This window comes from Micromonospora avicenniae, assembly GCF_900156065.1.
Lineage (GTDB): Bacteria > Actinomycetota > Actinomycetes > Mycobacteriales > Micromonosporaceae > Micromonospora > Micromonospora avicenniae.
Window position 1 is genome coordinate 23,719 of the sequence record NZ_FTNF01000025.1, and the last position, 26,966, is coordinate 50,684.

General features: G+C 69.0%; 22 protein-coding genes. 7 read left to right on the forward strand and 15 right to left on the reverse strand.

Going from position 1 to position 26,966, the window contains the following annotated elements; all coding sequences use genetic code 11:
• Nucleotides 1–69 precede the first annotated feature (69 nt).
• Together bla and BXA10_RS26110 are read left to right on the forward strand one after the other, a co-directional pair.
• Nucleotides 70–1,017 (forward strand): class A beta-lactamase, encoded by a 948-nt coding sequence (gene bla / locus BXA10_RS26105; RefSeq protein WP_076473499.1) that lies wholly within the window; start codon nt 70–72, stop codon nt 1,015–1,017.
• 191 nt (nt 1,018–1,208) lie between these two features.
• Nucleotides 1,209–1,607, forward strand: a complete 399-nt coding sequence (locus BXA10_RS26110; RefSeq protein ID WP_076473500.1) for a hypothetical protein — start codon at nt 1,209–1,211, stop codon at nt 1,605–1,607.
• 155 nt (nt 1,608–1,762) lie between these two features.
• On the opposite strand, the gene BXA10_RS26115 is transcribed toward BXA10_RS26110, so the two are convergent.
• The gene (locus BXA10_RS26115; protein WP_217696852.1) at nt 1,763–2,782 is read right to left on the reverse strand and encodes a YwqG family protein; all 1,020 of its coding nucleotides are present in this window, start codon (nt 2,780–2,782) and stop codon (nt 1,763–1,765) included.
• A 40-nt stretch (nt 2,783–2,822) separates the two neighbouring features.
• Between BXA10_RS26115 and BXA10_RS26120 the strand changes: the two genes are divergently transcribed.
• Nucleotides 2,823–3,287, forward strand: coding sequence for an NUDIX hydrolase (locus BXA10_RS26120; protein ID WP_076473501.1), 465 nt, complete (start codon nt 2,823–2,825; stop codon nt 3,285–3,287).
• A gap of 125 nt (nt 3,288–3,412) precedes the next feature.
• Nucleotides 3,413–4,177: an MBL fold metallo-hydrolase gene (locus BXA10_RS26125; RefSeq protein WP_076473502.1), complete on the forward strand. Its 765-nt coding sequence runs from the start codon at nt 3,413–3,415 to the stop codon at nt 4,175–4,177.
• 47 nt (nt 4,178–4,224) lie between these two features.
• Here BXA10_RS26125 and BXA10_RS26130 read toward each other — a convergent pair whose 3' ends face one another.
• Entirely contained in the window at nt 4,225–5,112 is an 888-nt protein-coding gene (locus BXA10_RS26130) for an NAD(P)H-binding protein (RefSeq protein WP_076473503.1), read from the reverse strand.
• A gap of 100 nt (nt 5,113–5,212) precedes the next feature.
• Here BXA10_RS26130 and BXA10_RS26135 point away from each other — a divergent pair, with 100 nt between their 5' ends.
• Nucleotides 5,213–6,103 (forward strand): LysR family transcriptional regulator, encoded by an 891-nt coding sequence (locus BXA10_RS26135; RefSeq protein WP_076473504.1) that lies wholly within the window; start codon nt 5,213–5,215, stop codon nt 6,101–6,103.
• Between the two features lie 15 nt (nt 6,104–6,118).
• Here BXA10_RS26135 and BXA10_RS26140 read toward each other — a convergent pair whose 3' ends face one another.
• Nucleotides 6,119–6,616 (reverse strand): YcxB family protein, encoded by a 498-nt coding sequence (locus BXA10_RS26140; protein ID WP_076473505.1) that lies wholly within the window; start codon nt 6,614–6,616, stop codon nt 6,119–6,121.
• A 163-nt stretch (nt 6,617–6,779) separates the two neighbouring features.
• On the opposite strand from BXA10_RS26140, the gene BXA10_RS26145 reads away from it, so the two are divergent.
• On the forward strand, nt 6,780–7,496 hold the full coding sequence (locus BXA10_RS26145) for an OBAP family protein (RefSeq protein WP_217696853.1): 717 nt from the start codon (nt 6,780–6,782) through the stop codon (nt 7,494–7,496).
• Nucleotides 7,497–7,552: 56 nt separating this feature from the next.
• Here BXA10_RS26145 and BXA10_RS26150 read toward each other — a convergent pair whose 3' ends face one another.
• The 8 genes from BXA10_RS26150 to BXA10_RS26185 all read right to left on the reverse strand — a co-directional run bounded on the left by BXA10_RS26150 (nt 7,553) and on the right by BXA10_RS26185 (nt 20,101).
• Nucleotides 7,553–8,620 (reverse strand): LacI family DNA-binding transcriptional regulator, encoded by a 1,068-nt coding sequence (locus tag BXA10_RS26150; RefSeq protein WP_076473507.1) that lies wholly within the window; start codon nt 8,618–8,620, stop codon nt 7,553–7,555.
• 39 nt (nt 8,621–8,659) lie between these two features.
• The gene (locus BXA10_RS26155) at nt 8,660–10,387 is read right to left on the reverse strand and encodes an IlvD/Edd family dehydratase (RefSeq protein WP_076473547.1); all 1,728 of its coding nucleotides are present in this window, start codon (nt 10,385–10,387) and stop codon (nt 8,660–8,662) included.
• Between the two features lie 79 nt (nt 10,388–10,466).
• The gene (locus BXA10_RS26160; RefSeq protein WP_076473508.1) at nt 10,467–11,351 is read right to left on the reverse strand and encodes a carbohydrate ABC transporter permease; all 885 of its coding nucleotides are present in this window, start codon (nt 11,349–11,351) and stop codon (nt 10,467–10,469) included.
• Nucleotides 11,351–12,292, reverse strand: coding sequence for a carbohydrate ABC transporter permease (locus BXA10_RS26165; protein WP_076473509.1), 942 nt, complete (start codon nt 12,290–12,292; stop codon nt 11,351–11,353). Before BXA10_RS26165 ends, BXA10_RS26160 begins: the two co-directional genes overlap by 1 nt.
• 74 nt (nt 12,293–12,366) lie before the next feature.
• The gene (locus BXA10_RS26170) at nt 12,367–13,716 is read right to left on the reverse strand and encodes an ABC transporter substrate-binding protein (RefSeq protein WP_076473510.1); all 1,350 of its coding nucleotides are present in this window, start codon (nt 13,714–13,716) and stop codon (nt 12,367–12,369) included.
• Between the two features lie 207 nt (nt 13,717–13,923).
• Nucleotides 13,924–16,104, reverse strand: a complete 2,181-nt coding sequence (locus tag BXA10_RS26175) for an alpha/beta hydrolase (RefSeq protein WP_076473511.1) — start codon at nt 16,102–16,104, stop codon at nt 13,924–13,926.
• A 182-nt stretch (nt 16,105–16,286) separates the two neighbouring features.
• A complete protein-coding gene (locus BXA10_RS26180; protein WP_076473512.1) occupies nt 16,287–17,309 on the reverse strand; it encodes a LacI family DNA-binding transcriptional regulator in 1,023 nt (340 codons plus the stop codon).
• Between the two features lie 347 nt (nt 17,310–17,656).
• Nucleotides 17,657–20,101 (reverse strand): glycoside hydrolase family 3 N-terminal domain-containing protein, encoded by a 2,445-nt coding sequence (locus BXA10_RS26185; protein WP_175649317.1) that lies wholly within the window; start codon nt 20,099–20,101, stop codon nt 17,657–17,659.
• Between the two features lie 587 nt (nt 20,102–20,688).
• Between BXA10_RS26185 and arfA the strand changes: the two genes are divergently transcribed.
• Nucleotides 20,689–22,221, forward strand: a complete 1,533-nt coding sequence (arfA, locus tag BXA10_RS26190; RefSeq protein WP_076473514.1) for an arabinosylfuranosidase ArfA — start codon at nt 20,689–20,691, stop codon at nt 22,219–22,221.
• Between the two features lie 201 nt (nt 22,222–22,422).
• Here the strand turns inward: arfA and BXA10_RS26195 are convergent, their stop codons facing one another.
• The 4 genes from BXA10_RS26195 to BXA10_RS26210 form a co-directional block, all read right to left on the reverse strand.
• Nucleotides 22,423–23,946: an alpha/beta hydrolase-fold protein gene (locus BXA10_RS26195; RefSeq protein ID WP_076473515.1), complete on the reverse strand. Its 1,524-nt coding sequence runs from the start codon at nt 23,944–23,946 to the stop codon at nt 22,423–22,425.
• A 451-nt stretch (nt 23,947–24,397) separates the two neighbouring features.
• The gene (locus BXA10_RS26200) at nt 24,398–24,583 is read right to left on the reverse strand and encodes a hypothetical protein (protein WP_076473516.1); all 186 of its coding nucleotides are present in this window, start codon (nt 24,581–24,583) and stop codon (nt 24,398–24,400) included.
• The gene (locus BXA10_RS26205) at nt 24,580–25,785 is read right to left on the reverse strand and encodes a fumarylacetoacetate hydrolase family protein (protein ID WP_076473517.1); all 1,206 of its coding nucleotides are present in this window, start codon (nt 25,783–25,785) and stop codon (nt 24,580–24,582) included. The genes BXA10_RS26200 and BXA10_RS26205 overlap by 4 nt, the downstream gene beginning before the upstream one ends.
• Complete coding sequence (locus BXA10_RS26210) at nt 25,782–26,963, reverse strand: mandelate racemase/muconate lactonizing enzyme family protein (protein WP_076473518.1); 1,182 nt, start codon at nt 26,961–26,963, stop codon at nt 25,782–25,784. The genes BXA10_RS26205 and BXA10_RS26210 overlap by 4 nt, the downstream gene beginning before the upstream one ends.
• Nucleotides 26,964–26,966 lie beyond the last annotated feature (3 nt).

Below are 26,966 nucleotides of genomic sequence, written 5' to 3' on the forward strand. Positions count from 1 at the left end.
GCGCCAGTCATACCCTGAACCGATCCTCGGGGATCGACCGGTTGCAAGAGGGAAAGTAGGTATCACCGGATGTCCTCCGCGCGGTCCGGCCCGTCCCGACGCTCTCTGCTGGTCGCCACCGCCCTCCTGCCGCTGGTAGGGTGCGGCGCATCTGATCGCTCTGCCGCCAGACCGTCCCCGACACCCGGCCGCCGATCGGTCCCCGCGCCGTCCCCAACGCCGAACCGCAGCGCCGCCGGAGACGGCTCGCGCTTCGCGACGCTCGAGTGCAAGCACGATGCCCGTCTCGGTGTGTATGCCCTGGCGACCGGTACCGGCGCCACAGTGGCCTACCGCGCGGATGAACGGTTCGCGTTCTGCTCCACCTTCAAGGCATTCGCCGCGGCGGCCGTCCTGCACCGAAACCCGCTCCAGCATCTGGCCGAGCGCGTCACCTACACCGAGGCCGACGTCAACTCAATCTCGCCGATCACCAAGAACCACGTCCGCAGTGGGATGACCATCAGGCAACTATGCGACGCCGCCGTCCGCTACAGCGACGGTACGGCGGGAAACCTCCTGATGCGCGACCTCGGCGGTCCGGCAGAGTTGACCGCCTACCTGCGCCGACTCGGCGACACCGTGAGCCGCATGGACGACTACGAGCCGCAGCTGAACCGGGTCCCCCCACATGATCCGCGCGACACCACAACTCCCCGGGCCATCGCCACCAACTACCGGAAGCTTCTACTCGGTGACGCGCTGAGCGCCGACAAACGCGCCCTGCTCACGGGCTGGCTCAACCACAACACCACCGGCGCCAAGCGCATCCGGGCTGGAGTTCCCAAGGGATGGACCGTGGCCGACAAGACCGGAACCGGCGACTACGGCCGCGCAGTCGACGTCGGCGTCGTTTGGCCACCCGACACCGGCCCGCTCGTGGTGGCCGTCATGTCCGACCGGCGCGGATACGACACCCCGCCCGTAGACGTCCTGATTTCCGAGGCCACGGCGCGGGTCGTCTCCGTTCTCCTCTAGACCTGTCCTGTCGGTCGTGTAGTGCAAGTTCGTCAAGGATGCGTCGGTGGACCGCAGATGGGACGTGGAATCGGGCCCTCGCGGCGGTCGTGGGGGCGCAGCAGCATGCCACCGATTCAAGAGGCCCGCTATCGTGACCAGCATGGCCGCAAGGACTGCCTAGACCAGCGCTACGCGATCTGGGAGGGACAATGACCAGTTTCGTGACGCTGGGTGCTCTCGCGGCTGTTGTGGCGGTCGGTGTCCTGCTGCTGATCCGCCGGCCCGCAGCCGCCCAACGGCTCGTCCGCCTGGCCGGCCTGGTGATCACCGTGCTGGTCGCCGCCGTTCTCACCCCATGGACCGTGCAGGATTCCGGAGCAGCGGCAAGCTATCTGCTCGGTGTGCCCGTCCTCGCGGCGACGGTTCCAATGCTGGCCAGCCGTTCCGCTCGCCTCGCCGGGATCGCCGACCTCGTCGCGGCGGCCGTCATCTGCGGCTGGGGACTGTTGCTGGCACTCGGCATCGGGGTGGCGTTCCTACCCGTGGTGCCGCTCTACGTGGTGAGCGCGATCCGAAGTCTCGCACCGCGCACATCGACCCTCAGCTGACCTGGACGGCGGCTGCGCGTGCACGAGGAGATCACCCTGCGGCTGGACCGCGCGACCACAGTGGACCTGTAGCGCTGCACGGGTGAAACCCCGACGGCGCGGTGCAGTCAGTCGTCCAGCTGAACGCAACGAGCCACGCTGGGCAGTCGCGCAGATCAGGAGCAGTCGAATCGGTGGTCGTAGGGACGCTCCGGGCATGCCGTGCAGACGAAGAGGTAGATGCCTCCGGCGTCGCCGAGCATCAATCCTGTGGGGTTCTGAAGCGACCGCCACGGATCGTCATCGGGGCTGTCGAAGCCCCACCCGATCATTGCGGGCCGATCCTCCAGCGGGATCCAACGTTGCTCGTCGCCCCGGCTGAACTCCCAGGTCGCGATGGTGAGCAGATGCTCCATCCGACTGCCGCACGGGCAAACCGGCCAGTCGGGCGACTGCGTCCAGCCGGGGTAGCCGCCGGCCTTGATCCCTGGGGCCACCGCCAGGTCGGTGTCGTACTCCCAGCCGTGGTCAGCCTCGACACGCCGGGCCGCTTCCTGGATCTGTGACCACACCTCCCTTGGCAGGTCGTACGACGGATACTCGACCACGCGCTCGGGATCGACGACGCACGGGTCGGGCACATACCACGCCTCGGCGTCCTCGTGCGGCTCCGGCATCGTCGCAAGTCGTGGTCCGATCGCTGATCGTCGCCGCCAGCGCACGCGTGGAAGCGGAGCGCTCCAGGGATCATGGTCGAACGGGCACCACAGCACCTGCAGCACGTCCGAGCCCTTCGGGAATGGCAGCTCGGGCACGTCGTCGGCGAACAGTTGCAGGACCGGCACGAGCGGCACCCCGACCTCGCCGGGGTGGTCGTCCAGGCCGCTGCCGTCGCAGGTCGGCCAGGGCTCGCTCACGGGCCACAACAGCGGGCCGCCGACGGAACTCTGCTCCTCCGACGGCGAGCCCTTTCGTGGATGCAACCGCGTGGTGGTCTGCGCGAGCGCACGCAACTGCGGGAAGACGGCATCCATGTCGATCGGAACCTGCGGGGTCGTGTGCACGGCCGAGATCGTACGGGCACGCAGCGCCCGGCTCCCCAGAACGTCGGCCAGCACTGTCAGCGGCGGACCTGCCGCCCCAACTCGATGGCTGTCGGGTTCTGGCTCGCGCCCGTGATCGCCGGTCCGCGACACCGAGAGGTCGCTCGGGTAGGGTCCGCCCGGGGGTACGCGGATGAGTTTCCGGCTGGCGGCATACGCCGTGTGCATCGAAAACGAACGGGTACTGCTCGCCCATTGCGTGTCACCCGCGGGCGCCCACTGGACTCTTCCTGGTGGCAAGGTCGAGCACATGGAGGATCCGTTCGATGCGGTGCTCCGGGAGGTCGCCGAAGAGACCGGCTACGACGCGTTGGTTGAGCGCCTGCTGGGCGTGGACTCGAGGGTGATTCCCGCCGCCGAGGCCTGGCTGGGGACCGAGCACCAGAACGTCGGCATCTTCTATCGGGTCCGTATCACCGGTGGCACACTCCGTCCCGAGGCGAACGGCGCCGTCGCCGAGTCGGTCTGGACGCCGATGCGCGACGTGGCCCGCCTGCGCCGATCATCGCTGGTCGACGTCGGCCTCGCACTGGCACAGACCCTTCCGGCCACCGGCCACGTCGCTCCCGTCCCGGTCGGTGGTCTGATTCAGCACTGAGACCGCCATGCCGACGCCGGCATCGCCGAACCGGTCCGGGAGCAGTGGCGTACCAGCTCGAGTGTGCCGGAGGACTGGTTTCCGGGCGCTCCCGTGCAGGATCGGCGGGCCGCATACTTGCCTGCATGAGCCTTGCGATCCGCCTCTTCGGCGGCCCAACCGTGACATTTACCCTCGGGGGCCTCACCTTCATCACCGACCCCACGTTCGACGCCCCGGGCGAATACCCGATGGGTACCCGCACCCTGACCAAGACCGCCGCGGCGGCCGGCACACCCGCGGACGCCGGCCCGGTCGACGTTGTCCTGCTCTCCCACGACCAGCACCCGGACAACCTCGACGCCGCGGGCCGCGACTTCTGCGCCACCGTGCCGCTGGTGCTGTGCACCACGACCGCGGCCGAGCGGCTGGGTCCGCCCGCCCGCGCGCTGCCCACCTTCACACACATCGACCTGCCCCGGCCGGACGGCGCCGGCGATCTGCGGGTCACCGCCGTCCCCGCCCAGCACGGACCCGACGGCACCGAACACCTCACCGGCCCCGTCACCGGGTTCGTCCTGGACGGCGACGGGGTGCCCACCGTCTACGTCAGTGGCGACAACGCCTCGCTGCGGGTGGTCAGGGAGATCGCCGCCCGGTTCCCGGACATCGACGTCGCGATCCTGTTCGGCGGTGCCGCCCGGACCCCGCTGGTCGCGGACGCGAACCTGACCCTCGACGCGAACGAGATGGTGGAGGCGACCAGGATCCTCGGCGCGTCGACCGTGGTCCCCGCTCACGTCGACAGTTGGTCCCATTTCACCGAGGGCCTCGCCGACGTCCGTGCCGCGTTCACCGCCGCCGGCCTGGCCGACCTCCTCCTGGTGCCGCAGCCTCCGCAGAGGTCGTGAATCCACACCTCGTCGTGCGAGAGGCCACCGGCGGCGACGGTGGGCGCCTACAGCGAGTCGACGGCCGGCTTCAGCACATCGGAGCACCACTGGCGGAACGTGGTCGGGGTGCTGTTCTGTGCCGTACGTGCGACGCCGTTGTCCAGGCCGTCGTTCTTGGCGAGAGCCATGTCGAGCAGGGCCTGGGCCATCGGCTCGGAGTAGCCGACCCGCGTCATGTTCGCCTTGTACACCTCGCCTGGGATCTGCTGGTAACGCACCGGTCGACTGAGCACGTCGGAGATGATCGCGGCCATCTCGTCGTAGGTGAGGTCCTGCGGGCCGAGCACCGGCACCTCGTCGAACCCGGTCCAGGTGTCATCGCGTAGCAGCCGGGCGGCGACCGCGGCGATGTCCCGGGTGGCGACCATCGGTGCCGGCAGGTTCGGCAGATTCGGCCCGTAGAACACGCCCTCGGCCGCGATCGGGCCGGCCTGCCACAGCGTGTTGTCCATGAAGGACGGCATGGCCAGAGCCCGGTACGGCACACCGGTGTCGGCGATCAGGTCATCCATGGCCAGCGTCGCGGTGACGTGACCGGCGTGCCCGGCGACCGGAGTGCCCCGCCCCAAAGCCGAGATACCGACCACCCGTCCGACGCTCTGCGCCGTGAACGCTTCGAGCACCGGGCGCGTGAAGCCGGAGTACGCGGCGTCGACATCGTCCGCGCGCCGATCGGCCGCCACGAGCCAGAAGACGGCGTCGGCGCCGGCGAACGCCTCGGCCACGACGGCAGGGTCGCTGTGGGAGCCGTGCACGATTTCGACCCGCTCGGCTACGCCCGGCGCGAGCCGCGCCGGGTTCCGGACCACGACGCGGACCGACGCGTCGGTGTCGAGCAGATCCTGCACCAACCGACGGCCGATGTTGCCGGTCGGAGCGGTAACCACGATCATGTCTTTCCTCAATTCGGTATCGAACTTGACGCGGTCCAGTGAACGCCGGTCAGGTGCTCGGCGGAAGGATCGCTTCCGTCCCGATTGATACCCTGGCGGTATGAGTGGTCTGGAGACGCGGCAGCTGCGCTACTTCGTGGCGGTGGCCGAGGAGCGGCACTTCGGGCGGGCCGCCGAGCGGCTGGGCATGGCTCAGCCGCCACTGTCCCGTGCGATCCGCGACCTGGAGCGGCAGCTCGGCGTGCAGCTCCTGATCCGCACGACGCGCCAGGTCACGCTCACGTCGGCCGGGGAGACGCTGCTGGCCGACGCCCGGGTGGCACTGGATGCGGTCGCCGCGGCGGAACACCGGGCGCGTCACGCCGGGCGGCCGGTACCGACGCTGCGGCTGGCGTTGAAGGCAGACTACGACGCGGGCCTGCTGCCGAAGATCATTGACGCGTACCGGACCCTGCCGGTGGAGTTGCTTCTCGGTGGGCACGGCGAGCAGGTTCCGGCGCTGCGTGACGGGCGTGCCGACGTGGCGCTGCTGCCGACGCCGTTCGACGAGCGTGGACTGGACACGGAACCGCTGGTGACAGGCCCACGCCTGGTGGCGCTGGCGGCCGCCGACCCGCTGGCCGCGCGGACGACCGTACGCCTGGCCGACCTGGCCGGGCGGCGGCTTCCGGACGGCACGCCGGCCGAGACGGGCCGCACGCAGCAGCCGCCTGCGAACTGGCGGAGCAGGCTGGACCTGTCGCAGATCTTCAACCTGGTCGAAGTCGGCAACATCGTCTGGTTCCTGCCGGACTGGGTGGCTCGGCGCTTCCCCCGCCCCAACATCGCCTATCGACCGGTGGATGGACTCGAGCCGACGACGCTTGCGGTTGCCTGGCCCGCCGAGTCGCGCTCACCTGCGGTGGCGGCCTTCGTGCGCACCGTCAAGGAGATCGCAGACACCAGCTTCGACGACGAATCGTCGGCCGCCGGTCAGCCCGCCGTCAGGTGATGGCGCTACCCGATTTCACCGGCGTCGGAGCAGCCCACGCTCGGCCATATAGGCTCGCAGCGTTTCTGCGTCCTCGGCGGACATCAAGCTGCGCGGAATCACGGTCGCCGGCATCCGGCCGACGTACACGATCCAGAAGTCGGGAGTGTCCCTCACCTGGGCGACCCCGTCCCAGGCGATACCGCCGGACTCCGAGCCGCTGCGCATCATGATGTTGTCGTCGGTGATGTCGTAGGCACCCGCGACGGCGTAGCGGCTGGAGCGGCGCCGGGCGCGCGACCGCACCCACGGCGAGTACAGCATCGACAGCAGGCCACCCACGACCAGGGCCGTGCACAGCGGTACCACCCGGTCGCCCCACGCGAAGCCCCGCGAGACGGCGAAGAAGATCGCCCCGACCGCCGCCAGCACCGCGCCGATGTATCCGTACTTGCGCAGCCGGACACTGCTGAGCGCAGCGGCCACGCGGCCTGGGTAGGTGGGATCGGCCGGGACGTCAAAGCGGATGTGCACGCCAGAACGATAGTGCCCCCCACCCGCTTCGGTGCGGTGCGCGGGTGCGGCTGCTCGGACACGATTCCCTTCGTGGTATCTGGCCGGCGAGCACCACCGGCGGAGGCGGCGGACGACTTAGCGTCAGGAAGGACCTGCCGAGCCGCGAGAACGGGAGCGGATCGTGGACAGACACCGCCGCGACAGCCCGGTGCAGCCGCCTGGGGAGTCGACCGGTCTCTGGCACCAGGGGCTGAACCTCGGCGCCAAGGTCATGCAGGAGACGACGCCGCTGAAGGGCTTCGACGCGTACGTCGTCGGTTTCCATCCGGCGAAGGACGACCCGTCGATGCAGATGGAGGCGCACCACTACTGCCGTCAGGTCAACGACGACTTCCTGCAGTGCGTGCTTTTCGACGGCAACACCGCCGAGGCGAACCTCATCGGTGTCGAGTACATCGTCTCCGAGCGGCTGTACGGGACGCTACCCGAGGGTGAACGCCACTACTGGCACCCGCACAACTTCGAGGTGCTCGGCGGTTCCCTGATCGCGCCGGGCCTGCCGGAGCCGGCCGAGCGGGCGTTCATGGCGATGCTGATGAACAGCTATGGGAAGACCTGGCACACCTGGCACACCGGCCGGCTCGATACCGGTCCGGGTGACCCGCTACCGATGGGTGACCCGATGCTGATGTGGTCGTTCAACCGCGACGGGCAGTGCGACCCGGCCCTGGAACAGCACCGTAACGAGGCCATGGGAGTCGACCGCATGGAGAAACGCTCCTCGCGCTCCGGACTGGTGGACCGCGCTCACCCGCAGGACGGGGTGGCGCTGCTCGACCGCGCCTTCCCGGACGGCACCCCCCTCGCCGGAGCGGTGGACCGCTCCGAGACCACCTGACCGGCAGGACCTTGCGGCTCAGACAGGCGTGGCCGGTCGAAGGGGACACGGCCTGATCACGTTTCGATCCTGGGCGGGCGGGTGGTGCTCTGCCGTACGACCAGCTTCGGAACGACCAGCGGCAAGGCCTGCGGCTCGGTTCCGTTGATCGCCTGGGTGACGGCCGTGATCGCGCGACGGCCGACTGCGGCGAAGTCCTGTTGGATGGTGGTCAACGGCGGAACGAGGTACGCCGCTTCTGGGACGTCGTCGAATCCGGCGAGGGAGATGTCCTGCGGCACCCGTCGACCGCGCTCGTGCAGCGCCCGGAGCACGCCGATCGCCATCTGGTCGTTGGCGGCGAACACCGCGGTGGTCCCGCGCATCTCGCAGATCCGCAGCCCGGCGACATAGCCGCTGTGGGCGCTCCAGTCACCCTGAACCGGCTCGGGCGGGCGGAGGCCCGCTCCGGTCATCGCCCGGCGCCAGCCTTCGATGCGGGCGCGGGCCTCCGCCCAGTTGAGCGGGCCGCTCACCTGCACGATCTCGCGGTGCCCGAGCTGGAGGAGGTGTTCGGTGGCCATCCGAGCGCCGAGCACCTGGTCGACGCCGACGGTGACGTTGGCCCTGGACAAGTCGCCCTCCACGACGACGAAGGGAACGCTGGTGCGGGTCATGCGCACCACGTCGAGAGCCTCGTCGTTGCCGGCGATCATCACGACGCCCTCCACCCCGACGCGCATCAGGTGTTCGGTGGCGTCGATGAGGGCGTGCAGCGTCACCTCCGAGAGGCTCACGGAGGTGGCGAAGTATCCGGCGGCGCGGGCGGCATCCTCGACGCTCCGGTGGATGCTCGTCGGACCGAACAGCGTCCTGGCCGTGCCGATGATGCCGATCATTCCGGAGCGTCCACGGACCAGCGCCCGGGCGGCGATGTTGGGGCGGTAGCCGAGCCGCTCGATGGCCTCGAGGACCCGCTGCCGCGTCTCCTGCCGGATACCGGCCGCGCCGTTGATGACCCGCGACACCGTCTGGTGCGACACGCCCGCGAGTCGAGCGACGTCGGCCATGACCGGCGGCCGAGCGGTCGCCGCCGTGACTGCCGCCGTACGAAACTCGCCCTGGCGGGCCGTCCGTTCTCCCATGGGATCAGTTCCTCGTGGGCCTCGTCAGTTCCGCGGTGGTCAGTGTGAGTGACGGGGCACGGCGCTGCCGCTGCCGCCGACGAGGAAGTCGAGGTCAGCGCCTCGGTCGGCCTGCAGGACATGCTCGCTGTACAGCCGTACCCATCCCCGGTCGGCGACCGGTGGTGGTGACTGCCAGGCGGAGCGGCGTCGGGCGAGTTCCGCGTCGTCGACCAGCAGGTCCAGGCACCGGGCTGGAACGTCGACCCGGACCTGGTCGCCGGTGCGCACGAGCGCGAGCGGGCCGCCCACCGCCGCCTCCGGGGCCACGTGCAGGATGCAGGTTCCGTACCCGGTGCCGCTCATCCGCGCGTCGGAGATCCGCACCATGTCGGTGACACCCTCGGCGAGCAGCCGCCGGGGCATGGGCACGTTACCCACCTCGGGAAAGCCGGGGTAGCCGCGTGGTCCGGCGTTTCGTACGACGATCACCGTGTCGGGGGTGACGTCGAGCTCGGGATCGTCGGCTGCGACGACGTAGTCTTCGATCCGGTCGAAGACGAGCGCCGGTCCGGTGTGCTTGAGCAGGTGGGCGGAGGCGGCGGAGACCTTCAGCACAGCTCCGGACGGTGCGAGCGACCCGCGCAGCACCACGGTGCCGGAGCCGGCGGGTTGGACCGGCTCGGTCATGGTGCCGATGACCTCGCGGTTCCAGCACTGGGCGCCGCTGATGTTCTGGGCCACGCTTTCCCCACTGACCGTGATGTGGTCCAGGTGGAGCAATGAACCGATCTCCTTCATCACCGCGGGAACGCCGCCCGCGTAGGCGAAGTCCTCCATCAGGTACGTCCCGGACGGCATCAGGTTGACGAGCATGGGCACGTCCGCGGTGAGGGTGTCGAAATCGTCCAGCGACAGCGGGACGCCGAGGCGTCCGGCGATCGCGAGCAGGTGTACGACGGCGTTGGTGGAACCGCCGATCGCGGCGTTGACCCGGATCGCGTTCTCGAACGCCTGCCGGGTGAGCACGGTGGACAGGCGTTGGTCCTGCCCGACCATGGCGACGATCCGGCGTCCGGCGGCGTGCGCGAGCGCGTACCTCCGGGAGTCGACCGCCGGCACGGCGGCGGCCCCCGGCAGTTGCACGCCGAGCGCCTCGGTCACGCAGGCCATCGTGGAGGCGGTGCCCATGGTCATGCAGTGACCCCGGCTGCGGGACATGCCGACCTCCGCCTCGGCGCAGTCGGCCGCGGTCATCCGGCCGGCCCGCATCTCCTCGGTGAAGCGCCAGACGACCGTGCCGGAGCCGATGTCCTGGCCGCGGAACTTGCCGTTGAGCATCGGACCACCGGTGATCATCAGGGTCGGCAGGTCGACGCTCGCCGCGCCCATCAGCAGGCCGGGAGTCGTCTTGTCACAACCGGAGAGCAGGATCACCCCGTCGAGCGGGTTGGCGCGGACCGACTCCTCCAACTCCATCGCCAGCAGGTTGCGGTAGAGCATGGTCGTCGGCCGCATGAGGGGCTCGCCCAGGCTCATCGCCGGGAACTCCAGCGGCAGGCCCCCGCTCTCCCATACACCCCGCTTCACCGATTCCGCCAGGTCTCGCAGGTGGGCGTTGCAGGGTGTCAGCTCGGACCAGGTGGTGGCGATGCCGATCACCGGGCGACCGTCGAAGACGTCGTCGGCGAACCCCTGGTTGCGCATCCAGGATCGATGGATGAACCCGTTGCGGCCCTCCGCGCCGAACCATTGCCCGCTGCGCAGCGGTCGATCGGTGGTCGTCATCAGCACGCCTCCGTGATCTGAGCGGCCGCGGGGGTACGCGGCGATCGAAGTGTTTGATCGGCTGGTGGCACCGTGCGGCCTATCTGAGGCCGCCGACCGACAGACCGCCGCGCCAGTGCCGTTGCAGGCTGAAGAACGCGACGATGAGCGGAATCACCGAGACGAGCGACCCCAGGATGATGAGGCTCCAGAGGGACGTGCTGCCCGAGTTGTTCGCCGAGGCGATGCCCTGCCAGAGGCCGAGGCCGACGGTGACCGGGAAGAGGCGGTTGTCGGAGAGCATGGCCAGCGGCAGGAAGTAGTTGTTCCAGGAGGCCACGGCCGACAGGAGCAGCACTGTGACGACGGCGGGTCGCATCATCGGCAGGGCGATCTGGAGGAAGGTTCGCAGCTCTCCCGCGCCGTCGACCCGTGCCGCGTCGAGGAGTTCGTCGGGGACCGCGTCGCGGGCGTACACGTGCATCAGGTAGACGCCGAACGGGTTGAGCAGCGACGGGAGGATGACCGCCCAGATCGTGTTCGTCATGCCGAGCCGAGAGAACATGATGAAGGTCGGGATGACCAGTGCGGTGGCGGGCACCATCAACGCGCCGAGCACGACGGCGAAGCTGAAACGCCGGGCGGCGAAACGGTACTTGGCGAACCCGTAGCCGGCCATGACCGCCAGGACGGTGGCGCCGATCCCGCCGGCGATGGCGTACAGCGTGGAGTTGAGGATCCACCGGAGGTAGATGCCACCGTCGTAGGTGAACAACTGCTCGAGGTTCCCGAGGTAGTCGATCCGGTCGGTGAACCACAGGGTGTTTCCGCCGCCGAACAGGCCCGGCGCGTCCTTGGAGCTGTTGACGATGATCCACCAGAACGGCACGAGGAAATAGATCACCAGGAAGCCGAGGAGGATCTGCAGCGGGAGGTAGCGTTGCGGTCGGCGGGAGCCTGCGCGGACGCTGGTGCGGTCGGCCATCAGAGGAAGCTCCTCCGCTTGCGGGTGAAGAACAGGAATGCGTACACGCAGATGAACACGACTCCGCCGAGGGCGAACGAGATCGCCGAGCCGTAGTTGAAGTTGGCCAGCCCGAACGCCTGCTGGTACGCGTACATATTGGGGGTGAAGTCCGTCCCGATCGTGCCCGCGGCGAGGTAGCGCAGGATCTGCGGTTCGTTGAAGAACTGCAGGGTGCCGATGAGCGAGAAGACCAGGATCAGGATCAGCGCAGGGGCGATCAGCGGAATTTTGATCCGGGTCGCGATCTGCCATCGCCCGGCACCGTCCATCCGGGCGGCCTCGTAGAGCGTCGGGTCGATGCCCTGCAACGCCGAGTACAGGATGATCATGTAATAGCCGGCCCACTGCCAGGTGACCACGTTGAGCAGACCGTAGAAGATCAGGTTACTGCCCAGGAAGTCGGGCGCGGTGGTGCCGAACAACCCGAAGATGTCGGTCAACGGACCGAAGCCCTTGCTGTAGAGGAAGCCCCACATCACGGCCCCGATGACGGTGGGGATCGCGTACGGCAGGAAGATCATCAGGCGGGAGAAGCGCGCGAACAGCGTGGTCACCGCGTCCAGGATGAGGGCCATCGCGAGCGCGAGGGCGATCTGCACCGGGATGGAGACCAGCGAGAAGCGGATGACGAACCACGCCCCGGACAGGAAGCTCGGGTCGGTGAACGCCTTCACGTAGTTGTCGAACAGGACGAAGCTGGTGCCGCCGATCAGCTTCTTCTGAAAGAGGCTGAGATACAGCGCGTACCCCAGCGGGGCGATGAGGAACGCCAGGAACACGATCCCGAACGGCCCGACGAAGAACCACCCCATCAGGTGTTCACGGAGGTGCACCTTGCCACGGATCTTGCGCGTCTCGGGTTGGGTACGCGGCTCGCGCTGCTCGGTCAGGACTGTCATTTGTGGTCTCCGGGACGTGGACGCCGAGGGGTCGGGGGTGGGCCGCCCGCTGACGGCACGGCCCACCCGTCCGGTCACTGAACGGTGAAGCCTTGCTCCTTGGCGTACTTCGCCACGTCCTCCTGAATCCGGTCGGCCGCCTGCGATCCCGTGATGGAACCCTTGATGACCTCGCTGACCTGCTTCTCCATGGCGTCTAGGTAGTACTGGCCGAAGGGGGCGTACTGGACGCCCTTGTAGGCGTCCGCGGCGGGAACGTAGACCTCCTTGTTCGCCTGCTGGCCGTCGAAGAACGCCACCTTCAGGTCGATGAACGCGGGATCCTTGAGCGCCGTGAGGTTCAGCGGGAAGATGATCTGGTTGGTCCAGCCGTCGGTGAGCGACTCCTTGTCGGCGTAGAGCCCGTAGGCGGCCTTCGCCGCCAGCTCCGGCTTCTTGGACTGCTTGGTCACCGAGAACGCCGACCCGCCCCAGTTCACCTGCACCGGGTTGGCCGGGTCCCACTGGGGCAGCGGCGCCACCGCGAACTTGCCGGTGTCCTGGCCCTTGCCGACGCCCGCGCCGGTGAGGTAGCCGGGCGCCCACGCCGCCGAGATGTACGTCGCGTAGTTGCCGTTGATCACGCCGGAGATGTATTCCGGGGTGAACTGGTTCTGCGTCCCGACCAGCCCCTTCTTGACGAGGCCACCCCAGTAGTCCAGCACGTCCTTGGACGCCTGGTCGTTGAGCTTGACGCCGATCGAGTTCGGCTGTGCCGGATCGAAGGCGAAGGGGGTGGCGCCCTTCTGGATCTGCAGCGCCATCATCACCGCCGGGACGTTCGCGCCGAGGTCCCCGAAGAGCGGACCGCCGGCGTCCTTCACCTTCTGCGCTGCCTGCTCGTACTCGGCCCAGGTCTTCGGCGGGGTGATCTTGTACTTGTCGAAGATGTCCTTCCGGTAGATCATGCCCATCGGGCCACCGTCGACCGGGACGCCGTAGACCGCGTCGCCGACCGACACGTCCTTCCAGGCGCCCTCGCTGTAGTTGGCCTTGACCGCGTCGAAGCCGTACTGCTTGATGTCGACGAGCGCGCCCTGGATCTGGAAGGTCGGGATCCGGTCCGCCTCGATCATGATCACGTCGGGCGCACCGGTGCCCGCCGAGATGGCCGTCTGGAACTTGTCGTACTCGTCGCCGCCCTGCCCGACATTGGTCCAGCAGACCTGCACCTCGTCGTTCAACTTGTTGAAGTTGTCGACGACGAGCTGCATGTTGGGATACCAGCCCCACATCGTCACGGCCGGCAGGTCCTTCTTGGTGATCGTGTTCGTGCAGTTGCTCGCGTCGCTTCCGCCACCGCCCCCACCCCCGTCGGAGCAGGCGGCGAGGCCGGCGCCGGCCGCGAGCATGGCTACCGTGGCGAGAATCTGTTTCCTCTTCATTGACGTGATTCCCTTCGGGGGATCGGGGGGATGCGCGACGTCCACGCGCCGTCGTGTGGGGCTGGCGATCGACCGGGGACAGGCAGGGGGCGGCTGCCCCCGGCCCGTCCCGCACGCCGATCCTCTTCGCGGAACACGCCCATGCCTGGCGGGTGCCACCGGGCGCAGGAAGCGTCCGGCTCCCGGTGGCGTCGCCCGCACGGGCTCCTAGCGCTTGAACAGACGCGGCGCCAGGTCGATGAGGTTCTTCTGCCACACGTCCCAACCGTGCGGCCCGGGGGTCACCCCGTCGAACTCGTAGCGGACACCGAGGTCGTTCAGCGTGGTCAGGGACGCCATGAAGCTCGGGTACACGAAGTCGGTCTGGTCGCCGACGTACAGGCGCAGCATCTTGGTCCCGTTGTTGATCGCCTCCACGTCGACGCCGGTGCCGCTACCGAACCCCGCCGAGAAGGCCGCGACGTAGGCGAACTGACCGGGGTACGTCCTGAGCACCCCCAGCGCCTGCCCGCCGCCCATCGACAGTCCGGCGATGGCCTGCTGGGACGGCTCGCTCGAGATGTGGTACCGGGCGCGGGCCGTCGGCACGATGTTCTCCAGCAGCTCCCTGTTGAAGTTGGACGAGTTGCCGTTGCCCATCACGACCACCATCGGGACCAGGTCGCCGTCGAGGAACTGGTGGTCCAGGATCTGCTTGGCGCGTCCCATCTCGACCCAGTCCGTGTAGTTCTGGCCGCCACCATGCTGCAGGTAGAGGACGGGATACGGCTGCGCCCTGCTCGGGTCGTACCCGGGAGGCGTCCACACCAGGGCGGTGCGGTCCTGGCCTGCCACGGTGCTTCGGTAGGTCATGCTCTCGACCTGCCCGCCCTGACCGGCCGGCACGTCGGACAGCAGGCGCGCGGCCGCCCCCGGAATGAGGAAGGTGCTCCACGTCGGCTCGGTGGTCACCTTCGTCGGGTTGGACGTGTCCTTGACCGCGACCCGGTCGACGATGAGCCGGTAGTAGTAGAACCACGGGTCCAGCGGGCCCACTGTCCCGCGCCACCGGTCGCCGTCGCGGGACAGCGGCACCCGTAGCCAACTGCCGCCCGGCGCCACGTTCGCCCACACCGTGACGTGCTGGGCGTCGGCGAAGCCCGTGGTCGTCTCGAAGGTGACGAAGCCGTCCTCGGTGACGAACGGCGTCGGGGTGGTGCCGGCCGGCGGCGGGGCGAACTCGCCGTCCAGCCGCCCGTGGCCCGGGCTCGGGCCGTGGTCCGACACGTCACGGAACAGCCGCGGCAGGAAATCGACGAGGTTCTCCTGCCAGGTGTCCCAGTTCCCGCCACCGTCCGGGTTGACCCCGTCGAACTCGAACTCGACGCCGGCTCGGCCCAGCGCCTTCATCAGACGGTAGGTGACGTTGTACGCGGGGTCGGTCACGTTCCCCGTGTACAGGCGCAGCAGCTTGACCTCGCGGTTGATCTCCTTGGCGTTCCCGCGGTCCACGTCGGGGACCTGCAGGCCGGAGAACGAGCCGACGTAGGCGAACTGCCGCGGCTTGGTGAGCGCCGTCGCCAACGCCTTCGATCCGCCGTCCGACACCCCCGCGATCGCCTGGTGCGCCGGGTCACGCAGGACGTGGTAGCTGTCCGCGACCGCCTTGCGGAGGTCCTTCAGCTCCTTGTCGTCCGAGCTGTCGTCGTCGTTGATCACGACCACCATCGGTCTGATGGCGCCGGCGGTCGAGAGGTTGTCGAGGATCTGCTTCGTTCGGCCGAGGTCGAGCCAGTCGGTGGTGGCCTCGCCATCGCCGGACTGCAGGTACAGCACCGGATAGCCCTTGCCACCCTTGGCCACGTAGTCGGGCGGTGTCCAGACCAGGGCCGACCGTTGCCCCGTCCTGGTCCGGTACGTCAGCGGCTCGACCTTGCCGCCGGTCCCCTCGGGGGCGTCCGCGAGCCATCGTGCCGAGTCACCGGGGACGAAGAAGGTGCTCCAGAGCGGCTCGGACGTCACACTGGTGCCGTTCGTCGGGTCCTTCAGACTCTTGGTGTCGTCGCCGGTGACCTGGTAGTGGTACTGGCCGGGCTCCAGTGGACCGAGCACCCCCGACCAGACGTCACCACGGCGGGTCAGACCGAACTCCGCCCAGCTGGAGGAGGGACCGAAGTTCCCCTCGACGACGACCTGCGACACCGCGCCCACGTGGTCTTGCACATAGGCGGCCGGGACGCTGAACGACGCGTAGCGGTCTTCCGAGACACCCAGCCACGGCGTGTCCGCCGCAGCCGGTTGCGGCGTGAACAGAACCGCCGCGACTGCCATGGCTCCGGCGGTGAACGCCGCCGAGAGCCGACGCACGCCCGTACGGCGTAAGCGCCCATGGTAGAATCCAGTTGTCACGTTCCACTCCTTTTCTGCGCCGACCGCGGATGCGACCCGACTGGCCGGCTCAACTCATCGGTGGATTTCGCTGCTGGTCTGCGTCCATGCCTCCTTCACAGGTTCGCCACGGATGCACCTGACGTGATCGCCCGGTGCGGCTTCGGTGTCCGGTGCGACCAGTCGGTCGCACCGGGGACGTTTCAGGATCTTGTGGTGCTCTTCGGCGGCGCGGTCGAGCCGCGGACCACGAGCCTGGTAGGCAGCACCACCTGGCGCGGCCCCTCCCACTCGCCGGTCACCAGTGACTTCAGCATCCGCGCGGCCTCGTATCCGAGCTGGTACATCGACTGGTCCACAGTGGTCAACCCGGGCTCGGTCAACGCCGACTCCGGGATGTTGTCGAACCCGACGACCGACAGGTCCCCGGGCACGGAGATCCCCAACTCCTTTGCCACTTCCAGAACCTTGAGCGCCATCCCGTCGCTCGCCGCGAAGATCGCCGTCGGCCGGTCCGCCCGTTGCAACAACGCGCGCGCCAAGGGAGAGGCGGACTCGGGGTTGAAATCGCCTCTGCCGATCAGCGTCAGATCGACCGGGACGCCCGCGCCGGTCAGCGCGGTCCGGTACCCCTCCTCCCGCGACCATGCCGCCGCGAGGTTGGATCGGCCGGCGATGAACCCGATGCGCCGATGGCCCAGGCCGAGCAGGTGCTCAACGGCGGCGGTGGCGCCGGCGAGGTTGTCGGCGGTCACCGAGGGCGCTGTCGAGTGCCTCGCCGGGTCGATGGCCACAACCGGCGTCCGGCTCTGCACTTCGCCCCATGGCGTGACAACGATGCACCCGTCGGTGAGAGTGCCCGACAGGCGGGTCAGATGCCGCTGCTCCCAACCCTCCGAATAGGACCCGTAGAGATCACTGTTGGCGTAGATGATGAGGTCGAATCCGGAGCGGCTCAGGGCCTTCATCACCCCCTTGAGCACCTCTGCCGTATACGACTGGAAGCTGTGCGTGACAAGACCCAGGACGTTGGTGCGGCTACGCCGAAGGCTGGTCGCCACCAGGCTGGACTCGTAGCCGAGTCGCTCAATGGCTGAACGGACCTGCGCGCTCGTGCGGGCGCTGACGCCGTAATGCCCGTTGACCACGCGCGACACGGTGGCGGTGGAAACGCCGGCCGCCCGAGCGACGTCACTCATCGTTACCGGCGCATTGACTTCGGTCATGCCCGCTCTCTCTGGACTGCAATCGTTATCGGTTACGTTTCCAGGATGTTGTCAACGTAACCGGCAACGATTACGAACACAAGACCTCTTCGATCTCTCGCAACCCGGTTGTGACCGTTCACCCGGAGGCGCGCAATGGCGCAATCGGTGACCGGCCGCTGCTGTGGACGCGGGAGCGGCTGTCGCCCTCGACGCCCCAATGCGGCAACTCGTTTCCGGTGGGTCGTTCGGCCCGGCAACCCGTAGGCGTGATCGTCGGGGTGGATTGATTTCGCAGTGCGGCATGGCCGACGGAAACGCGTAATCCGGCACCATGACCGCGCCTGTCGTTCACCTCGGCGCCGGACTCATACCCGTCCCACCGCCGGACCTGGGCCACCGCCGTCTCCGCCGAACGGCGACGCGACGGCCTCGCCGGACAGGTCACGGACTTCGGTCGTGCCCGTATACGCCTTCGGCGTCACCGGCCGGTTCGCGTCCGCACGGATGACGAAGCTGCCGGCGAGGGCGCGGTCGTGGGCCGAGAGGCCGACGTACACCTCGATCTCGCCAGGTTCCACGGTGTAGTTCAGGTCGCGGTCGTAGAAGCCGAGCTGGCCCGTGGGCAGCTCGAACCGCACCGCCACCCGCTGGCCGGCGGCGGCCGACACCCGGGCGAAGCCCTTCAGCTCGAGCACCGGCCGGGTGACCGTTGCCTGCGGGTCACGGACGTAGAGCTGGACGACTTCCTCGCCGGCCCGGTCTCCGGCATTGGTGAGCGTGACCGCGACGCCGACGCTGTCTCCGGCCCGGACCTCCGCGGCTTCCACCGCGGCCCGGTCGATCGTGAAGGGCGCGTATCCGAGGCCGTGACCGAAGGCGTAGCGCGGCCCGACCGGCGAATCCACGTAGTCACCGTGCCAGTGCGACCGGCCGCCGGACACCTTGTGGCCGTAGAAGACGGGGATCTGACCCACCGTACGCGGATACGAGATCGGCAGCTTTCCGCTCGGATTCACCTCGCCGAGGAGCACCTCGGCGATCGCCTGGGCCCCGGTCTCGCCGGGCAGCCAGGCCATCAGCACCGCGGCGCACTTCTCGTGCAGGAAGTCGCTGCCCACCGGTCGACCGGCGACGAGCACCGCCACGACGGGGGTACCGGTGGCTACGACGGCGCGGACGAGATCCTCCTGTACGCCGGGGAGGTCCAGGCTGGACCTGTCCCGCGACTCGCCCGTGGTCGCCCTGGGCGTCAGCCCCGAGCGGTCCCCCAGCACCAGCACGGCGACGTCGGCGGCCGCGGCTGCCGCGACGGCCGCGGCGAATCCGTCCGTCGAGGGATCGACCACATCGCAGCCCGGTACGTAGCGCAGCCGGTCACCCAGTCGGACCGCGAGCTCGTCCCGCACCGTGGGCACACCGTCGGTACTCTCGTCGATCTCCAGGTCGTCCGGGATCGTCATCATCTCGCCGAGCAGCCCCCGCCGCTCGCGCGCTTCGGTCAGGGCCTCGATGTGGGCCGCGAACGAGTAGTCACCGAGCAGGTGTCGCGCGTCGTCGGCATTCGGCCCGATGAGCGCGACCGTTCCGGGGCCATCGAGCAGTGGCAGGACACCGTCGTTCTTGAGCAGGACGAGGCTGCGGCGCCCGATCTCGAGCGCCACGTCCCGATGCCGCTCGGCGCTCACCGCCGTCAGGACCGCACCCTCGTCGACGTACGGATCCTCGAATAGCCCGAGTTCGAACTTGTGCCGCAGAACCCGCGAGACCGCTTCGTCGAGCCGGGCCTCGCTGACCTCACCGGCGTCCAGGGCGTGCTCGAGGGCGTCGGCGTACGCGTCCGTCGCCGGAAGCTCGACGTCGACACCCGCACTGAGGGCCAGCATCGCGGCCCGCTGCTTGTCCTGTGCGAAGTGGTGGTACGAGTGGAGATCGTTGACGGCGAAGTAGTCGGACACCACGCTTCCCGCGAAGCCCCACCGCCCCCGGAGGATGTCGGCGAGCAGTTCCCGGTTGGCATGGCAGGGAATGCCGTCAAGCTCGTGGTAGCCGGCCATCACCGACTGGAGCCCGCCCTCGCGGACCGCCGCCTCGAACGGATACAGGTACACCTCACGCAGCAGGCGCGGTGGCAGGTGGGCCGGCGCCCAGTTCAACCCGCCTTCGGACGCGCCGTAGCCGACGAAGTGCTTGGCCGTCGCGAGCACGCCGTCGGTCAGGTCGGCACCCTGGAGTCCCCGAACGAACGCCACGCCCATCCGGGCCACCAGATACGGATCCTCGCCGTAGGTCTCCTCCGTCCGGCCCCACCGCGGGTCACGCACCACGTCCAGCACCGGCGACAGCCCCTGGTGGCCTCCCATGGCGCGCATCTGGGCGCGAACGGCGTCCGCCAACTGCCGGTTGAGCTCCGGCGCCCAGGTGCTCGCGACGCCGATCGCCTGCGGAAAGATGGTCGCCTCGCGCGCCATCACTCCCGAGCAGACCTCCTCGTGCACGATCGCCGGGATTCCCAGCCGAGTCTCGGTCACCAGGAACCGCTGGATCGCGTTGGCGGCGCGCGCCACCTGCGCCGCCTTCAGGCTGGTCGCCCCCGCGACGCGGGTCACGTGGCCCAGACCGTTTCCGAGGATCGGCCGGGCCCGCTCTGCCGAGAACCGTCCGCCCTCCAGCACCCTGAACGCCCACGTGCTGCCCAGTTGTGCGAGCTTCTCCGCACGGGTCATTCGCGCCAGCAGATCCGACACCCGCTCCGCGACAGGCGCTGTCGCATCGGCGTAGGTCGCCCCAGCCTCCGGCTTCACAGTGGTCATCCGGTCACCCCAATCACCGCCACAACCTGTCTTCCGGCCCCACCGGTCAGGACGCTCCATGCCCCTGGCCGTGTCCCCCGTCACGGCCGTCGCCGAGCCGGTGTCCGATCCTCGAAGCCGTTCGTCCACTTCGGATCGGGCCTGGTGCGGCCGCCGGCCGTCGCCGGAGCAAGGAGGGACGGGGACGGTCACCCTGACGTCTGCCGGCACCGTTCCGTGGTTGCGGCAAGCCCGACGACCGAGAAGCCGATCGCTCAGGTACGCCCGGTCCAGACATTGATCGAGGGCATCGTGTCCCCTATCGTAAACGTAATCGGTAACGTTTACATTGATCGTGACCGTAATAGATGACTGTCGTGTTGTCCAGAGCCCGCACAGTCCCCACCACCCCTCGGTTCCGAGCAGCGGCGCAGATCGTGGCGTCGGGATCACGCACGAAGGGAGCCACCCCTGAACCCCCACCTCGATGAAGCGCCGGAACGCCTGGCCGGCGCCGAGAGCCCACTCCCCCACCGCCACGGACTGCCGGCCCGGTCGCGGCGGCACCTGCGGGCCGAGCCCCGGTCGACCGTCCGCCGGGAGGCGTCGTGAACACGGCACGTTTGATGCTGGACCCACGCCGGCGGGTCGCGCCGGTACCGCGCCGGCTCTTCGGGTCGTTCGTGGAGCATCTGGGCCGCTGCGTCTACACCGGCATCTACGAGCCGGAGCACCCGACTGCCGACCCGGACGGGTTCCGGCGTGACGTCCTCGCGCTCGTGCGGGAGTTGGGCGTCACCACGGTCCGCTATCCGGGCGGGAACTTCGTCTCCTCCTACCGGTGGGAGGACGGCGTCGGTCCGGTCGACCGACGACCGCCGCGGCTCGACCTCGCCTGGCACAGCCTGGAGACCAACGCGTTCGGGCTCGACGAGTTCATGCGCTGGATCCGCAAGGCCGGCGCCGAACCGATCATGGCGGTCAACCTCGGCACCCGCGGCACCGCCGAAGCCGTCGACCTGCTCGAATACGCCAATCACCGCGGCGGCAGTCACCTCGCCGACCAGCGCCGCGACAACGGCGCTACCGATCCGTACGGGATCAGGTTGTGGTGCCTCGGCAACGAGATGGACGGCCCGTGGCAGGTGGGCGCGCGGACCGCGCCCGAGTACGGACGCCTCGCCGCGCAGACCGCCAAGGCCATGCGCCGTTTCGATCCCGCTCTCGAACTCATCGCCTGCGGGTCGTCGTACATGGGCATGCCCACCTTCGGCAGCTGGGAACGCGACGTGCTCACCGAGGCGTACGACGACGTCGACCTGATCTCCCTGCACGCCTACTACCAGCCGGTCGACGACGACCTGCCCAGCTTCCTCGCCTCCGCCGAGGAGATGGACAGGTACATCGACTCCGTCACCGCCATCGCCGACTCCGTCGGGGCGATCCGCAGGTCCAGCAAGAAGATCATGATCGCGTTCGACGAGTGGAACGTCTGGTACCAGTCCGCCGCGCCGTCCACGCCGCCGAGCGGTGAGGACTGGCCGGTCGCACCGCCGTTGCTGGAGGATCACTACAGCGTGGCGGACGCCGTCGTCGTCGGCGGCCTGCTCATCAGCCTGCTCCGGCACAGCGACCGGGTCACTGCGGCCTGCCAGGCCCAGCTGGTCAACGTCATCGCACCGATCATGACCGAACCGGGTGGATCGGCCTGGCGCCAGACCATCTTCCACCCCTTCGCCCGCACCGCCCGGCACGCCCGCGGAGCCGTCCTCGACGTACTCCGTGACGGCAGCACGACGACCACCGACCGGCACGGCGAGATCGATGCGGTGGACGCGGTCGCCACCTGGGACGACGCCGCCGGCGAGATGGCCGTGTTCCTGGTCAACCGCGCCCTGGCCGCACCCGCCGAGGTGACCGTCGACCTCAGCGGCGCCCAGGTGCGAGGGATCATCGAGTGCGTGACCGTCGGCGGCACCGACCTCGACGCCAGGAACACCGCCCGCGGTCCGGATCACGCCGCCCCTCGCCCCAACGACACGGCACGGCGGGTCGGCTCCGACATCCGGCTGACCCTCCCGCCCGCGTCGTGGAGCATGGCGCGTTTGACGGTCAGCCCCAGCGAGCCCATGTCCGCCTGACCAGGCATTGCCTGGGATGCCTGGCCGGGCCCGACCGGACGAGCCGTTCCCGACGTGGCGCAGTGCCGGTTGTGGCCACCACGGCCAGAGGGCTCGCCGTCACCTCGCCACGGCGCCGAGGTGGCACGCCCCGGCCGCCCACTCCCGGTGTGACCGGGGGCGAGCGGCCGGGGTCCTAGGAGGTCGGCACGGGGGCTGGTGTCACCGGGCGGCGACCGGTGCGCTCTGCGAACCGTTGAAGAGCTTGTCGCCCTGGTAGTGGGCGACGACCGGGGCGTCGAGCTCGCCGTGGACGGTCTTCTTCAGCTGGGCGACTCCCTTGTGCACGGGAGCGGACCCGAGGTACGTGTCGCCGGCGTAGAAATCGACAGTGCCGGAGGGGGCGGCGATGCTGGTGCTGACGGCGTCAACCGTCGCGGTCGCGGTGACCTTGATGTTGGGCGAGGCGCCCGCGGGGGCGGTCTCGACGTCGAGTCCGGTCGCGGTGGTGCGGAACGCCAGGTCGCGCAGGTAGTGGTTCAGCAGGGGGCGCCAGACGTGCCAGGTGTGCACGCCGGGCACGTTGTACTCGTCGAGTTCGACGCCGGCGGCCCGCAGGGCGGCGGCGTTCCGCTGCGAGTTCTCGGCGATGTTGCCCAGGCGGTCCTGGAGCCCGGTGCCGATCATGATGCCGCCGGCCACCGCCTTCATGCGGTCGATCTGCGCCTGGGTGGCGGCGGGTCCGCCCGCGCTCCAGGCGGCGTGGTAGCCGAACAGGTCGGTGTGGTTGTACATGAGGGTGTACGCCCGGCTGCCGCCTGCGGAGAAGCCGCCGAACGCCCGGTCCTGCGGGCGGGTGGAGACGTGGTAGTTCTGCTCGACGAACGGGAAGATGTTGTTCCGCAGCTCGTTGACGTAGCCCTCGTTGCCGCCGGGAAGGCCGTTGAAGTCGGTGGACACGATCACCATCGGCTCCACGGCCCGATCCTTGATCGCGTTCTCCAGGATGAGGTGGGCCACGCCCTGCATCGTCCAGGCGGTCGAGTGGTCACCGCCGCCGTGGCTCAGGTACAGGGTCGGGTACGGCTTTTCCCGGTCGGGGTCGTAGCCGTGCGGCAGGTAGACGACGATGTCGTGCACCCCCGGCGGGTTGGTCGACAGCGGCGAGGTGTACCGCCGGGTCTCCAGCGTGCCGACCTTGGCGACCGGCGCCTGGTAGCCGGTGTCGTACGTGGGGAACTTGTTGCTGGTCGGGACGTAGATGGTGCTGCGTACGGCACCGGGCGCGCCCGGGTACTGCGGCTGGATCTGCCACGGGTTGGCGGGGTCGTCGTGCAGCGTGCAACCGGTCGCGAGTTCGTTGGTGCAGTCGTGCGTGAACGCGTAGCGGAAGGTGCCCGCGGGCAGCGGCGTGGTGAACGTCCACACCCCGTCGGGGCCCTTCTGCATGGCCTGGATGTGCCACGGGGTGGCCGCGACGTCGCCGGGCTGCCACTCGGCGGGTGGCCGGGCGTCGCCGCAGTCCTGGCATTGGATGTTCTCGGGCCGGGAGTAGAACCAGTCGCCGTAGATGTGGACCTGCTGGACGTCCGCGGGCGCCCGGTACCTGAAGGTGACCGAGTACCCGGTCGGCGGCTGGTCGGTACGGGTGACGGTCGGCCCCACGGGTGCAGGTGGGGCGGCGGACACCGGGGCGGCGGCGACCGCTCCGGCCGCGACGGTGGCGGTGGCGAGCAGTGCGAGCATCAGCCGGCGCCTCGGCGCCGGTGTCAGGGGACGGGGAGGTGCAACGGGCATGTTCCTGCTCCCTCTTCGGCTCGTGGTCAGACCGCATCGAGCGGCCGACCGACCAATCGATGGTGAGGTGAACGGATACCAGTGACGAGAGATGTCGCTATGTGAGCGCTCACATCGTTCCCTGCAAAAGATACAACCATGAATTTTAGCGATGGTCAATGCCTGAAGAGGAAATAGGGTTGGCAAATCGCAAGGAATGCAATTAGGGCAGGCGGGATCGGCGCCAGAAGTGCTGGCGCGCAGATTCTTCCCAGGTTTTGGTCGTTCGAACAATCGAGAGCCGCCGGCTGTCGCCGCGAAGCGCCGGTCGGAATCCACTTGTCGACGCGACTATTCCGCTCCTGGTTCCAACCTCCCATCTACCCGCCGGGGAATGACCCGGTATTCATCTCGCAGTTCCTCAGGCAGAACCGACAACCGTCGAAGACGATGCGACCCACACGCCGGCGGCCGGCACGTCGACCAGCCCGTGCACCACTGCGGCGTCGTCGCCCGCGATCGTCTTCAGCCGGGACCCGCCCGTCTCGGTGAGGTCGGCCGAGCGGCTCCGACCGTCGCGCGGGTCGACTGTGGTCACCACGTTCACAGCAGCCCCCTCCGGACGAGGTTTCCCATGAGATCGCGGACGCCGAACTGCCAGGGCGCGCACTCCTCCGCGTGCCGCACCCGGTTGACCAGGGTGCCGAGCGCCGGGCAGCTGATCCGGACCACGTCGTCGAGCTTGTGGGTGAACCCGTCGCCGGGGCGGTCCCGGTCCTCGACGGGCGCGAACATGGTCCCGAGCATCAGGACGGCACCGTCGGGATACTGGTGGTGCGGGCCGATCAACTGCCGCACCAGTGCTTCCGGATCCCGCGACATCCGGGACATCTCCGAGACTGCCTCCAACTGGAAGCCGTCCGCGCCCCGGACCTGCAGGCGCACCTCGAGTTCGCGCACCCGTTCCAGGCCGAACCGCTCGTCGAACAACCGGATCAAGGGACCGAGCGCACAGGAGGCGTTGTTGTCCTTCGCCTTGGGAAGCAGGAGCGCCGAGCGCCCCTCGACATCCCGCAGGTTCACGTCGTTGCCGAGGGTGGCGCCGACGATCCGGCCGCTGGACGCGACGATGAGAGCCACCTCGGGCTCCGGGTTGTTCCAGGTCGATGCGGCGAGCACGCCGACCGGAACGGCGGTGCCGACGGCGGAGAGGATCTGCCCCTTGGTGAAGATCTCGGCGTCCGGTCCGATTCCCACCTCCAGGTACTGGCTCCAGATGCCCTCGGCGACCAGCAGATTCTTCAGCCGCTCCGCCTCCGCCGAGCCGGAAACCAGGCCGTGCAGGTCGACACCGATGTCGGCGAGCATCCGGTGACGGATGTCCGCCGCGAGCGCGAGGTCTCCCCTGGCCCGCTCCTCGATGACGCGTTCGATCATCGAGACCGGGAAGGTCACCCCGGCGGCCTTGAGCGCTTGAAGATCGACCGGGGCGAGCAGCCAGGGCCGGTCGGGGTCGCGGGTCTCGGCGCCCGTGTTGGCCAGGATCTCCCCGAATCCGCATACCCGCGGCCCGTCGAGCCCGGCGACCACCGCGGCGGGATCGGGCAGCTCGCAGATGTCGCGGGCCGTCGGGAACTGGTGACTGATGTCGAAGACCTCGCCGTCTCGTACGACCACGGGTGACGGGCCGTCGACGGACGGGTCCCAGATCCGGCCGATGAGCACGCTGTGTTCGCCGTCGTACGGCAACGCGTCGCTGGCGGTCCCGCACCACTGCGACTCGGCGGCGCGGGGACGTGGCACGGTCATGAGCCGCTCTCCAGGTTGAAGAACGACCGCTCGTCGCGAGGACGGATGTCGTAGACGGCATCACGGAACATGCGCATCGGGTGCGGTGTGAACGGGTGGCGCTCGATCGCATCGAGGTCGACCTCGATGCCCAGGCCGATCCCGGTCGGGATCAGCAGGTCGCCGTCGTCGGTCAGCACCAGCCGTTCGTTGGTGATCTCGGGGCGCCAGGGTACGTCCGTCGCCATGATCTCCAGGTACCGGAAGTTCGGCAGCGTAGCGCCGAGCTGCAGCGTCGCGGCCGTGCTGAGCGGACCGCTCGGGTTGTGCGGCGCGAATCCCACATAGCTGGTCGAGGCGAGTGTCGAGATGAAGGCGAGCTCGGCGATCCCGCCGGCGTGCGTCACGTCGGGTTGGACGAAGTCGACGGCCTGGCGCGCGAGCGCCGGCGCGAAGCCCTGCCGGCCGTACCACCGCTCGCCCGCGGCGATGGGCACGGGCGAGGCCCGGCGGATGTCGACCAGCGCGTCGAGGTTGTCCGGCGGGCACGGCTCCTCGAACCACACCGGGTCGAACTGGGCGATCTCCTTCGAGATCTTGATCGCGTGGCGGACGTCGAAGCGGCCGTGCCCCTCGATGAACAGCTCGACCTCGCGACCGACCGCGGCGCGAACGGCGTCGATCTGGGCGAGCACCCGGTCCAGCTGCTGGGTCGTGATGGTCAGGTCGTAGTTCTCGAACGGGTCCCATTTGAGGCCCCGGAAGCCGGTATCCACCGTCTTGCGTGCGGCGGCCGCGTAGTCCTCCGGTGTGACCGCCCCGGAGAACCAGCCGTTCGCGTACGCGCGCACGCGGTCCCTTGTGGCGCCGCCGAGCAGCCGGGAGACGGGGACGCCGAGGTCTCGGGCCGAGATGTCCCACAGGGCCATCTCCAGCGAGCTCAGCGCGGTCATGATGACCGGTCCGCCGCGCCAGTACCAGTCGCGTGCGAGTTCGTAGAGGATCTTCGAGATCCGGGTGGGGTCCAGGCCCACGACTGCTTCCGCGACTTCGGCGATCGCGCCCTGGACGGCCCGTTCCTTGCCTTCCAGGGTGGCCTCGCCGAGCCCGACGATCCCCTCGTCCGTGTGGACGCGGACGATGACGAGGTTGGTGCGGTAGAAGTCGACGACCAGCGTGTCGACGGAGATGATCTTCATTTG

Excerpts from the sequence above, each read along its gene's own strand:
- bla (WP_076473499.1), top strand. The coding sequence starts at position 70 with ATGTCCTCCGCGCGGTCCGGCCCGTCCCGACGCTCTCTGCTGGTCGCC.
- BXA10_RS26110 (WP_076473500.1), top strand. The coding sequence starts at position 1,209 with ATGACCAGTTTCGTGACGCTGGGTGCTCTCGCGGCTGTTGTGGCGGTC.
- BXA10_RS26120 (WP_076473501.1), top strand. The coding sequence starts at position 2,823 with ATGAGTTTCCGGCTGGCGGCATACGCCGTGTGCATCGAAAACGAACGG.
- BXA10_RS26125 (WP_076473502.1), top strand. The coding sequence starts at position 3,413 with ATGAGCCTTGCGATCCGCCTCTTCGGCGGCCCAACCGTGACATTTACC.
- BXA10_RS26130 (WP_076473503.1), bottom strand. The coding sequence starts at position 5,112 with ATGATCGTGGTTACCGCTCCGACCGGCAACATCGGCCGTCGGTTGGTG.
- BXA10_RS26135 (WP_076473504.1), top strand. The coding sequence starts at position 5,213 with ATGAGTGGTCTGGAGACGCGGCAGCTGCGCTACTTCGTGGCGGTGGCC.
- BXA10_RS26150 (WP_076473507.1), bottom strand. The coding sequence starts at position 8,620 with ATGGGAGAACGGACGGCCCGCCAGGGCGAGTTTCGTACGGCGGCAGTC.
- BXA10_RS26155 (WP_076473547.1), bottom strand. The coding sequence starts at position 10,387 with ATGACGACCACCGATCGACCGCTGCGCAGCGGGCAATGGTTCGGCGCG.
- BXA10_RS26160 (WP_076473508.1), bottom strand. The coding sequence starts at position 11,351 with ATGGCCGACCGCACCAGCGTCCGCGCAGGCTCCCGCCGACCGCAACGC.
- BXA10_RS26165 (WP_076473509.1), bottom strand. The coding sequence starts at position 12,292 with ATGACAGTCCTGACCGAGCAGCGCGAGCCGCGTACCCAACCCGAGACG.
- BXA10_RS26170 (WP_076473510.1), bottom strand. The coding sequence starts at position 13,716 with ATGAAGAGGAAACAGATTCTCGCCACGGTAGCCATGCTCGCGGCCGGC.
- BXA10_RS26180 (WP_076473512.1), bottom strand. The coding sequence starts at position 17,309 with ATGACCGAAGTCAATGCGCCGGTAACGATGAGTGACGTCGCTCGGGCG.
- BXA10_RS26185 (WP_175649317.1), bottom strand. The coding sequence starts at position 20,101 with ATGACCACTGTGAAGCCGGAGGCTGGGGCGACCTACGCCGATGCGACA.
- BXA10_RS26195 (WP_076473515.1), bottom strand. The coding sequence starts at position 23,946 with ATGCTCGCACTGCTCGCCACCGCCACCGTCGCGGCCGGAGCGGTCGCC.
- BXA10_RS26205 (WP_076473517.1), bottom strand. The coding sequence starts at position 25,785 with ATGACCGTGCCACGTCCCCGCGCCGCCGAGTCGCAGTGGTGCGGGACC.
- BXA10_RS26210 (WP_076473518.1), bottom strand. The coding sequence starts at position 26,963 with ATGAAGATCATCTCCGTCGACACGCTGGTCGTCGACTTCTACCGCACC.